Origin of the sequence: Vibrio sp. GLN_1 (assembly GCF_043106015.1) — a bacterium.
GTDB lineage: Bacteria > Pseudomonadota > Gammaproteobacteria > Enterobacterales > Vibrionaceae > Vibrio > Vibrio parahaemolyticus.
Map to the genome: position 1 here is coordinate 46,500 of NZ_JBICMD010000021.1, position 8,302 is coordinate 54,801.

Below are 8,302 nucleotides of genomic sequence, written 5' to 3' on the forward strand. Positions count from 1 at the left end.
TCTCGATGAACACCAAAACAAAAAGAGCACCTCGGTGCTCTTTTTGTTTATGGATATGGTTACGCGTTTACCGCTTTAGTGGGACGATGCGGTGAGCACCCATCATTGCGATAAGGAATGATGTAAGCGTTACCCTCTTCAGGGTGAATGATCTGATAGTACTGCGGTAAGTTGAAGTTAATAAACTTAGACGCCACGCGGCTGTCGTCTTTAACCGAAGTGTAGAAGCTGTTAACCGAGGCGATCATCTCATCTTTTGAGCCACTGAACTGGTGATACACTTCCACTTGGTTCGACTCATCCAATACATAGATGTTGAAACCGTCTTCGTTATCTTCAAAGAAGAATTGCACCAAACCTTCACTGGCAAAACCATCCACCGCTTCTGGTAATTGGTATTCTTGCTCACGGTCGAGCATTAACAACGGCGAGCCTTTTAGCTTGTTGGTAGAAATGCTGCGGTAGAAATCGATGGAGTTTTCTAACTTCTGCACCGACACTCCGCGGCGTTCAAAGAACAATCCGTAGGTTTGGTTACCAAGACGCATCGCTTTAAAGCGGCGGCGTTTTTCTTGCTCCACCGGCTTCAAACGCAAGTCGATGCATTCCGCAAGAAGCTGATACACCATATTACGCATCACACCACGCATGTTTTTCGCGTAGCAGAACACGTCGACCGATTCTGGTGGCAACGCATCTTGGTGCATTTTGCCCAAAATGGTTTTTAGCGCATCCAACATCGCCGTTTCACCTTTGAAATGCAGTGTACGCACTTCATGCCAGGAGTTGCGGTAAACCAAATCGACACTGCCGACTAAGTTCTTATGCTCAGGGCCAAAACTGAAGATATCGGTATTTTTCACATCCACTTTCAGTGAACGCCCCGACAGCTCCGACGTAGGGTCATTTTCGAAGTTGATGAACATCGCCAACTGGCTGATTTCACACGGGCTCGCTAACGCTTGCATCGTCGGACGACGTTTACGCAGTGCAAAGGTATTTCGTAAGTCACTCACCATTTGGTAGAACTTATCGATATCTAGCTGTGCTTCACGCACCACGGCATGCAAACGCGTGGATTCGGTGATTAGGCCATTAAAGAAAGCCCACGAGACCAGTTTGCTCAAGTACTCGTGATGCTCAAGACATGGCTGACCAAGAATGCGATGTGCGATCAATGGTTGCTTGTAGAGATACCAACCCGACTTGTTCACCCCGCCTTCTTTAACTTCGATGAAGCTCAAATCTGGTTCATGTAAATCAGGGGAAATTTGTGGGTTCAGCAACGTCACTTTACCCGGCAACACTTCAAACGCAGCGTACAACTTACGCGCAAGAATGCTGATGTCTTGCGGGCTGATCGCGGATGTGATGTCGTTGCGACGCGCAAACTGAATCAAGTTACGGTAGCTCTGCATCAACGCATCAAGCAACGCATGATGCACGACTTTCACCTGTTCAACTTTCCAGTTGCGGCGATCATCGAGCTCGGCAACCACGCTGTCATCCCAATTCCATTTCGCAATCATGTCACTCAGCGCTTCACGACGCCAAGCCACCGAACCGACATCGGGTTCACGCGACAGCTTTTCATGAGTTTTGAGATAAAAACAACGACGCACCAAATCCAAACGTGTATCGTCTTGGATTCGCTCTAAATAGCGCGTAACTTTTTCCAACATTAAGTAGTATGCGTCCATGCCATAGAGATCTGGCTCATGGGCAAAGAATCGACGCTTGGTATCAATACTTAACAGTTGTGTGTGCGGGTATTCCCACGAGTAAGCTTCTAGCAGAATGGCTTTTAATACCGATTTGTATGGCGAATCGATACTTTTGTACAGTTGCCACAAGTTCGAACCAAAGTATTCTTCGGCAGGAATGCGGTTCAACTTACCAAAATCGATCCACTCGCTACAGTCGATGTAGCCATCGCTGCACAATTGAGAAACGTACTCGTCGTAACACTCTTCCATTTCTGGTGGCACAATTTGCCATAACAGGCGCTGGCCAGCGATACGCACTGCACTGCGATAGAACTCATCAAGCAAAAGCAAATGCTGTGAGGAGCCGCAGTTGTCACCCGTCATCTCTTCAGAATGGTTACTTCTAAAACGCTCTTCATCCATCAAGAAAAAGTTCGCTTCCACCCCTTGGCTTTGCGCCCAATCGGTGATCAGCAAACATTTGTTGGTGAGCAGTTCACGTTCGTCGCAATCCATCTCTGGCGAAATACATACCCAAATGTCTAAATCGCTGGAAGTGCTTTGACCAATCGATGACGTACTACCCATGGTATATAAGCCCAAGATCGCTGGCTTTTCTGCCGTCTTGAGTGGCTGACCAATAGCGAGTTGTATGTCGTCGATGAATTGCTGTTGGATAGGATTGAGTTCAAGCCCGTGTACGCCGTACGGAACGTCAGCGTCGTAGTAACCCGGAATGACTGGGTGATTGTAGTTCAGTAAGGCAGGAATCAAGTGGAAAACTTGCTGGCTTTGCGAATCCATAAGCGCCAGCGCGCGATCGATACGCTGCTGGTTCAAATTGTCTAATCGCTGAATGATGGTATAGGTGTAAGCCTGCAAGGGTAATTCCTTGGTTGAACAATCACGGACATCTGCTGATGTTTTAAACCAAAACGGCCTAAAAACGTGATCAATTTAACACTTTCATTGGAGTTGGTAAAGTTTTCCACCCGTAATTCGCACCGGACGTAAAACCATACTTTAGTCACAAAAATGAAGACGCGGTAGTGTCGCTTGTAATCGCCTCTAACTAATAATAGTCCTTAGTCTAATTGAGAATCCAGTCACACTATTTTCACAACCTTATGTAAATCCTTCCTTAGCCCCACGAGATAACTAACTAACAGTAAGCATTTCTTTATGAGAATGGTAGGATAAAGCCAAATCCAAACAGCATTGAGAAGATCATGACCCAATCCACACCAATTCGCATTGCAACTCGAAAAAGCCCACTTGCACTATGGCAAGCTCATTTTGTTAAAGACGCTCTTCAAGCCGCTCATCCTGGCTTGGAAGTCGAGTTGGTAACCATGGTGACCAAAGGTGACGTGATTTTGGATACACCGCTGGCTAAAGTTGGTGGCAAAGGCTTGTTCGTTAAAGAACTTGAAGTTGCCATGCTTGAAGGCCGCGCCGATCTAGCCGTGCACTCAATGAAAGACGTACCTGTCGACTTCCCAGAAGGCCTTGGCCTCGTGACCATTTGCGAGCGCGAAGACCCTCGCGACGCCTTCGTTTCTAATACCTATAGCAGCATTGATGAACTCCCTCAAGGTGCGGTCGTCGGTACTTGCAGTTTGCGTCGCCAATGCCAACTGAAAGAATACCGCCCAGACATCATTATCAAAGAACTGCGTGGCAACGTGGGGACTCGACTTGGCAAACTGGATGCAGGTGAGTACGACGCTATCATTCTTGCAGCCGCAGGTCTAAAGCGCTTGAAATTGGAAGACCGAATTCGCAGCTTTATCGAACCAGAACAATCACTGCCAGCGGTTGGCCAAGGCGCAGTAGGTATTGAATGCCGCGTAGACGACGAACGCTTACTCAAACTTCTGGAGCCACTCAACCATAAAGACACCGCCGATCGCGTGTTGTGCGAACGTGCCATGAACCTAACTCTTGAAGGTGGCTGTCAGGTGCCAATCGGTAGCTACGCGCTACTTGAAGGTGATGAAATTTGGCTTCGCGCGCTAGTCGGTGAGCCAGATGGCAGCGAAATTGTGCGTGGCGAAGTGCGTGGTCACCGTAAAGATGGAGAAGCGCTCGGTATCCAGTTGGCTAACGAGCTACTTGATAACGGTGCCCGCGACATTCTAACCAAGCTGTACGCAGCCCACGATTAATCATGGCAGTGTTGGTCACTCGGCCGGGAGAGCAAGGCAGCGCGCTTTGCTCTCTGCTCGAAAGGCACGGCATTTCCGCACACCACCATCCGCTGATCGACATTGTTGCCGATCTCACGGACACGCACCTCACGACTCATCTCCATCAAGCTCAAATAGTTATCGCCGTTAGCCGACACGCCGTGCAATGCGCCCAGCAAATCCTAACCAGCAATGGCGCATCATGGCCGAAACAAGCGGTATACCTTGCCGTTGGTCAAAAAACAGCACACTATTTAAGCAAATGCACCCAACAGAAAGTACACTATCCCGAAGTCAGTGATAGTGAACACTTATTGCGACTTCCAGCGTTACAGAATGTAGAGCAGCAGCAGGTTCTTATCCTTCGTGGTAACGGAGGAAGAGAGCTGATCAAAGATGCATTGGTGAGACGCGGAGCAAAAGTTCACTATAGTGAGACTTACAAGAGAGAATTCATCCCATTCGATCCAGTAAGCTGTGTCTCACTATGGAAAACCCTACAAATTGACCAGATCGTCGTCACCAGTGGTGAACAACTGGATTATTTGTGCAGCCAATTGACGTCAGAGCAATTGACTTGGCTTAATCAACAAGAGTTGTATATCCCCAGCCAGCGCATCGCTGACATTGCAATTCAAAGGGGGTTCACTCAGGTGAGGTGCACAGGAAGCGCATCCAACCAAGAATTACTGGCTGCTCTCCAGCCCTAGCTACACAGGATATAGGCATGACAAGTAAAAATAACGACCAAAAAAATAACGATAAAAACCTTTCCGAAGAAACCTCATCGGCACCGCTAGCAGAAAAAGACGCACCGAAAAAGGATGCTGAATCTAAAAAGGAAGCCTCTAAACCGGTTGAGCCAGCAAAACCAGCAGAACCAACAAAGGTTGAATTTGAAGAGAAGCAAGGCAAACGTGGTGTCAAACTCGGCACCGTAGCGATCATTCTTTCAATCATCTTCGGTGGCGGTCTCGCTTATAAACTTCATGAGCAACAAGCCGATTACCAAACTCAAATCGCTCAGCTACAAAACCAACTAGAAAAAGCGCAAGCTTCGATGAAGCAAGAGCTAAACCAAGTTAAAGAAGAAACCATCGAGAAAGCGACCACAGTAACGCACAAAGCAGAAGTGGTGCTTGGTCAACAACAAAAGAGCATTGAAAGTTTACAACTCGCCGTCGCAGATGTGAAAGGCCGACGTCCAAACGACTGGCTATTGGCAGAGGCCGATTACCTTGTGAAGTTGGCTGGTCGTAAACTGTTCTTAGAGCATGACGTAGAAAGCGCAACTCAACTAATGGAAAGCGCAGACCAACGTATTGCCGCGCTAAACGATCCAAGCTTAGTTAAACTGCGTAAAGCGATGGCAAACGACATCACCAAACTGCGCACTGTCCCATTGATTGACCGTGACGGTCTTGTTCTGCGTTTAACCGCTCTACAGCAGCAAGTAGATAAGTTGCCTCTAGCAAATGCACTACTGCCGGAAGCCCAAGTCGTTGCTCAACATGAAGTATCAGAAGACATTTCAAACTGGCAAGATAATTTAATGACCTCTCTGAAAGACTTCTCTGAGAACTTTATTACTTTCCGTACTCGCGATGGCAACGTCATCCCATTATTGTCTCCAGAGCAGCATTTCTATTTAAAAGAAAACATCAAGGCCAAACTTGAAACAGCAATCAAAGCGGTTTACCAAGAACAAGGCGAAATCTACACCACTTCGTTAACGACAGCTGACAAGTGGGCGATGGCTTTCTTCAATCAAGACGACAATGCGGTGAAAGAATTCAACAAAGCACTCAACCAATTAAGCCAACAAAATATTCAAGTTGAGTACCCTGCAAAACTGGAAAGCCAATCTCAGCTATCGGATGTGATTCGTGAGCGACTACGTCGTGAAGTCACAACAATGACAGGTACGGGGGATAAATAATGATTCGCCTTATTTTCCTATTTGTCGTTCTAGGTGCAGGTCTATTTGCCGGTACTCAGTTTTCTGGTCAACAAGGATATGTACTGATCTCAATAGCAAACAAGACCATCGAAATGAGCGTGACCACTTTGGTGATCTTCGTTATCGCTGCGCTAGCTGGTCTTTTCCTCCTTGAATACCTGATTAAAAAGTTGGTTTACGCAAGCTCAAGCACTTGGAACTACTTCAGCGTACGTAAAATGCGTCGTTCTCGTCGCTACACCAATGAAGGCATTATCAAGCTCCTTGAAGGTGATTGGAAAGGTGCAGAGAAGAAAGTCACTCGTTGGGCAAATCACCATGATATGCCACTACTGTGCTATCTCGTTGCTTCTGAAGCTGCTCAAGGTCAAGGTGATAAAGCAAAACGCGATCATTATCTTGCATTAGCTAGCCAACAGGAGAATGCTCATCTCGCTGTCGAACTGACTCGAGCCAAGCAATTTATTCGTGATAATGAGTTCGAAGCCGCTTTCGATACCCTGCAATCGCTAAAAGGCCAATACCCAAATAACTCGATTGTCTTGAACTTACTCAAAACAACTTACATGCAGCTTAAATTGTGGCAGCCATTGATTGACCTAATGCCACAACTGGCAAAAGCAAAGCTAGTAACGGAAGAAGAGCAAGCAGAACTGATTCAGAAAGCACAATGTGGTTTACTGCATGAAGTCGCGCAACAACAAGGTAGCGAAGGACTAATTTCTCATTGGAACAGTCTGGCTCGTAAAGTGAAGCAAGACACGCATCTTATTGCTTGTTTTGCACGTGAGCTTATCGCTCGTAAAGCCGATACCGAAGCCTTTACCGTACTAAAAGAAGCACTGAAAAAGCAGCCTGAACCAGAACTTTACCAACTACTGCCAGACTTAAACCTACCAGATATCCATCCTGTAGTAGTCTTCCTAGAAGGCGTAGTAAAGAAAGAAGCTGACAACGCAGTGGCACACAGCGCTCTAGCACACTTCTACTTCCGCCAAGAGAAATGGCAACAAGCTCAGGAGCACTTTGAAATAGCTCTAAAACTTCGCTCAGACGTATCTGATTATGCTTTCCTAGCAGACACACTAGAGAAGCAAAATCTAACCAAAGCAGCTCATGAAGTCTCTCGTAAAGCTCTGATGCTGGTTCAGCACGACTAACCAGTAACAACATTATCAAGCCGACAGTTTACTGTCGGCTTTTTTATTGCCTGCCATTTATCCATAACCATCAACACGTATTCAATTAACTAGAAACCCAGCCCCTCTCTCTTAAACCACTCGCTACAGTTTGACCCTTATCGTTTTTTGGCTTTTCTCCACCCACGCCAATGAGCACCACTCAACAGACAAGTAATACCAATCTAAGTAAAAACATGATCCAATTGAGGCTGTCCAACAACAGAACTGATTCGCTATGGACAGCCTCAATAATATCGACTTTAAAAACTCGCAAGTCAGCAAAAATCCATTCAGATGAAAATGAGGCCACTGACCCTTGCTCATTTCAAAGATGGACACTAGCGCACACAAATCGTCAAGTTTCTCAAGGTAAGCCGAACCAGTGTCAATAAGTAGGTTTAAACCTTTCTTGAAGAAGGGCTGGAAGGACGGTAAGAAAAGCCAAGAATAGGAAGACCACCATTCTTAACTTCTGAGCAAAGAGAGCTATTGAGCCAATACATAAAAGATAAAGCCAATGACTTTAAAATGTCAGTGTCATCAAACTTCCACCCTATTCCCAAAACTAAACCCTAGCGAGCAAGTATGGCTTTGGTTGAGGCAACGCTATTTAGCCAACCAATCTTTTACGGGTTACGACGACATCATCTCCAAAGTCTGTGATGCATGGAATCGGTTTTTGGATAGCTCCAAAAGAGTCACCAAAATGTCTTCGAAAAGATGGATAGTCCTGACCAGTTAGTTTTCCAGATTGGGACAACCCCCTCTCATTTCCAGCTTGCGCTGAAATAAAAAAAGCCTCGCTATTTCTAGCGAGGCTTCTTAATTGTACAGAGAGTCTGGGCCGCGACCGACTTGGGATTAAATACAAACCCCATCTAATTCTCAAACGTCAAACATGACGAAAGCCTGCAAATTTCTTTGCAGGCTTTCTGTATAGTGGCGGAGAGATAGGGATTTGAACCCTAGATACGCTATTAACGTATGCCGGTTTTCAAGACCGGTGCTTTCAACCACTCAGCCATCTCTCCACAAATTGTCATCATCAGATTAGTACACTGAAGATGTTGTTACACGTAGTACGAGTAACGATATTTAAAGCCTGGCGATGTCCTACTCTCACATGGGGAAACCCCACACTACCATCGGCGCTATTTCGTTTCACTTCTGAGTTCGGAATGGGATCAGGTGGGTCCAAAACGCTATGGTCGCCAAGCAAATTCTTTAATTCGGAAAGCTGTTTCTGTGTTCTCTACACATTCAATT

At 46.2% G+C, this 8,302-nt stretch carries 5 protein-coding genes, 1 tRNA gene and 1 rRNA gene; 4 read left to right on the forward strand and 3 right to left on the reverse strand.

Features of this window, described 5'->3' with window-relative positions:
- Positions 1–59: 59 nt before the first annotated feature.
- A complete protein-coding gene (locus ACF8OV_RS11420) occupies positions 60–2,588 on the reverse strand; it encodes a class I adenylate cyclase (protein ID WP_005496375.1) in 2,529 nt (842 codons plus the stop codon).
- Positions 2,589–2,935: 347 nt separating this feature from the next.
- Here ACF8OV_RS11420 and hemC point away from each other — a divergent pair, with 347 nt between their 5' ends.
- From hemC to ACF8OV_RS11440, 4 genes are read left to right on the forward strand one after another with little or no spacing between them, the layout of a single operon-like run.
- Positions 2,936–3,874 (forward strand): hydroxymethylbilane synthase, encoded by a 939-nt coding sequence (gene hemC, locus ACF8OV_RS11425; RefSeq protein WP_025540979.1) that lies wholly within the window; start codon positions 2,936–2,938, stop codon positions 3,872–3,874.
- 2 nt (positions 3,875–3,876) lie between these two features.
- Positions 3,877–4,605, forward strand: coding sequence for a uroporphyrinogen-III synthase (locus ACF8OV_RS11430; protein ID WP_025518357.1), 729 nt, complete (start codon positions 3,877–3,879; stop codon positions 4,603–4,605).
- Positions 4,606–4,622: 17 nt separating this feature from the next.
- Positions 4,623–5,834 carry a uroporphyrinogen-III C-methyltransferase gene (locus ACF8OV_RS11435; RefSeq protein WP_005496369.1) on the forward strand — a complete coding sequence of 404 codons (1,212 nt, stop codon included), beginning with the start codon at positions 4,623–4,625 and terminating at the stop codon, positions 5,832–5,834.
- Positions 5,834–7,015, forward strand: a complete 1,182-nt coding sequence (locus ACF8OV_RS11440; protein ID WP_203505225.1) for a heme biosynthesis protein HemY — start codon at positions 5,834–5,836, stop codon at positions 7,013–7,015. Before ACF8OV_RS11435 ends, ACF8OV_RS11440 begins: the two co-directional genes overlap by 1 nt.
- 961 nt (positions 7,016–7,976) lie before the next feature.
- Here ACF8OV_RS11440 and ACF8OV_RS11445 read toward each other — a convergent pair.
- Both ACF8OV_RS11445 and rrf read right to left on the reverse strand, forming a co-directional pair.
- Positions 7,977–8,067 (reverse strand) — tRNA-Ser (locus tag ACF8OV_RS11445).
- A 69-nt stretch (positions 8,068–8,136) separates the two neighbouring features.
- A 5S ribosomal RNA gene (rrf, locus tag ACF8OV_RS11450) occupies positions 8,137–8,252 on the reverse strand.
- Between the last annotated feature and the right edge of the window lie 50 nt (positions 8,253–8,302).